Origin of the sequence: Microcystis sp. M44BS1 (assembly GCF_020244875.1) — a bacterium.
Lineage (GTDB): Bacteria > Cyanobacteriota > Cyanobacteriia > Cyanobacteriales > Microcystaceae > Microcystis > Microcystis panniformis.
This window is the reverse complement of sequence record NZ_JADBVM010000302.1, coordinates 1-2,651: the sequence shown is the minus strand read 5'-3', so window position 1 is coordinate 2,651 and position 2,651 is coordinate 1. Positions and strand designations below refer to the sequence as shown.

Here is a 2,651-nt window from a genome sequence, read left to right as displayed (position 1 = left end):
TTTTAATATCTCCTTTGATTTCTGTGACTTCCACTTTTAAATCATTAACATCTTTTTGGAGACTGTCAAATTTTTGATTAACATCTTTTTGGAGACTGTCAAATTTTTGATCCATATCTCTTTGGAGATTGTCGATTTTCTCATCCACATCTCTTTGGAGATTGTCAAATTTTTGATCCACATCTCTCTGAAAGTAATCTATTTTCTGACCCATATCTCTTTGGAGAGAGTCAATTTTCTGATTAACCTCTTTAATGCTATCTTTAATTTCTTTCAGGACAGATTCGAGAGAATAGGTAACGGTTTCGCTAGTTTGTGTCATAATTAACAACCTCTGATCGATAGGGCCAAATATAATTAGGTTATACTAAAAAAGTTTTTCGTTGGTGTGGGGTGTGGGGTGTGGGGTTTTACCCATTTTCAGGAAAAAAGTCCCGGAATTTTCCCCCCGATTACTCTCGGCTGGTACTTTTTGATTTGAAAAAAGCCTAAAGATATTATCCAACAAAGTTTTTAGATTTATTCAGCCAGCCCTAATTATTCCCCTATTGCCTATTGCTAGGGACTAAGGACGATTTCGCTACTGGAAAATTTCCATTGTGGCCAGAGAGCGGTTATGGTAATTTAAGAAAGCGATCGGGGAACTCTCACAGGGAAGATCCCGACCCTAGCCAGGGAGTGCCTGTTTAACCGTCTGTCCTATGTACAAGTCTATTACTGTTTTAACGCTGCTGACGGGAATTATCGCCGTTGATGTGGTTTTAGCTCAATCCACTGTTAATCTTCCTATCGCAGTTCAACAGGGAGAATCCTACGAAGGATTATTGACTAGAGCATCGCAATTAGCGGAGAAAACTATCATCAGTCGTTTTAATCAACAACAGGGTCTTAATAAAATTGATTTATTAATAACCGCCGAAAAATCAGGAGCGATCGCACCTCTCCTCTCGGTGAAGGTGTCCCGTCAAGATTGGTTTGGCCATCCCAATATTCAACGCTGGGGGAATGTTTTTCCCTTTGGCAAAGCTCTCCTCGGTTTTAGCTCTCCCGCACCCGTCGTCACCCCGAAAAGTCCCCCCGCTGCCGTTAATCCCACGCCATCTCCAGCACCATCTCCGGGTGCCACCACTCCTCCCCCTGCTTTACCCTTCGAGGATGAGCCGAATAATGCTCCCCCAATCCCTATTCCTAACCAAAGATTAACCACTCCAGCTAATCGTTAATCGATAGCAAAAGGACGGGCTTTTAAGTGGCAAAACGAGGCTGAAACCAGTCTAGGGGAAAAATATCATCTTCTTGGACGATTTCTGTCCAACCGGTGACGCTCTCAAAACAAGTCCCCGTCAAGTTAGCACCCCTCAAGTCCGCTCCCTGTAGATTTACCTCTTGTAAACGCGCTCCCGCTAGATTAGCACCCACTAAATTGGCCCCGCGTAAATCACTACCCGTCAGACGTGCCTCGCTAAAATTAGCCCTTTCTAAATTGGCCCCCTGAAAGTCCACCTCTTTCAGAAAAGAGCCGCTAAAATTGGCTTCCCTTGCGGAAATCTGACGACATTTAGCCCCACTTAACCGCGCTTCTTGTAAATTAGCCCAATTGAGATTGACTTTATCTAGGGTTGCCTCCAAGAGATTAACTAAGTATAAATTCGCCCCGCATAAATTCGCCCCGCATAAATTCGCTCCCCGGAGATTAGCATGGGAAAGATCCGCCCCACTTAAGCGCGAGTTACGCAGGTTTGCCCGGACCATAAAGGCCCCGGTGAGATTGGCTTTGGTTAAGTCCGCTTCCACTAATTGCGCTTGACTTAATTTGGCATAGGTTAAATTCGCCCAATTTAAACTCGCTCCCCGCAGATTTGATTTAGTCAGAAAAGAGCGACTCAAATTAGTTCCGCGCAAATTGGCCGCAGCAAAATTGACAGCGATTAGAGTCACTTGTTGTAGATCTAGACTCATCAAGTCAATGGCTAAAAAATCCCGCTCTCCTTGTTCGTAGAGTCTTAGTAACTGATTAACTTTCATCTCCCTTCTTCTACTTATAAGATGGTGGTTAAGAAGTAATCAACAAAAGCACCTAAAAACTTTGTCCGATAACTCACTCTGCTTTTAGATGAGCAATTTACGAGGCCCTCCTTTGAGTTTATGTAAAGTTTTTTTTCGATTTTTTAAGAGAAGATAACGCGAACAGCAAGTTAATTTTAATCATAGTTAAATAGCTTGGCTAAAACAGTTGGACTGGTTTTCCCAATTCTACCCCAGTCCATCGGCTAATTAGTATCTGAAACTACTCTTGTTAAAAAACTTATCTATTGTTCAAACTTGATTATATTTAACCCAGCTAATTCTCCGTATTTTCTCGGATCAGGGCGGTGGAGCCGAGAGGACTTTCAGGATATTTTTACCCAAATCATACTAAATCCGGTTATTAAAGACTGATTATCTATTGCCCCTTTTGCCTATTGCAAGAGTGCCTTTTGCCTGTCCTGATATGTAGCCTATACTCAACGGATTTGTGCGAAACGTTTAGGCATGAAATAAGGTTGAAATACCTGAAATAACCGCCTAGTAAGGTCTTCAGTCCCCTGACTGAATCTAATAGGTCAACCCTGACCAACCTTATAACTGTTTATATGTCCCGACGTTTAGTA

At 42.5% G+C, this 2,651-nt stretch carries 2 protein-coding genes and 1 pseudogene; 1 reads left to right on the top strand and 2 read right to left on the bottom strand.

What is annotated here, in order from left to right; genetic code table 11:
* Positions 1-322: pseudogene (locus tag IM515_RS22420) on the bottom strand (coiled-coil domain-containing protein); the annotation flags it as partial.
* 379 nt (positions 323-701) lie between these two features.
* On the opposite strand from IM515_RS22420, the gene IM515_RS22415 reads away from it, so the two are divergent.
* Positions 702-1,223 carry a hypothetical protein gene (locus tag IM515_RS22415; RefSeq protein WP_287627081.1) on the top strand — a complete coding sequence of 174 codons (522 nt, stop codon included), beginning with the start codon at positions 702-704 and terminating at the stop codon, positions 1,221-1,223.
* A gap of 22 nt (positions 1,224-1,245) precedes the next feature.
* Here IM515_RS22415 and IM515_RS22410 read toward each other — a convergent pair whose 3' ends face one another.
* A complete protein-coding gene (locus tag IM515_RS22410) occupies positions 1,246-2,025 on the bottom strand; it encodes a pentapeptide repeat-containing protein (protein ID WP_002768861.1) in 780 nt (259 codons plus the stop codon).
* Positions 2,026-2,651: the final 626 nt, after the last annotated feature.

Coding starts and splice junctions, on each gene's coding strand:
- IM515_RS22415 (WP_287627081.1), top strand. CDS start 702: ATGTACAAGTCTATTACTGTTTTAACGCTGCTGACGGGAATTATCGCC.
- IM515_RS22410 (WP_002768861.1), bottom strand. CDS start 2,025: ATGAAAGTTAATCAGTTACTAAGACTCTACGAACAAGGAGAGCGGGAT.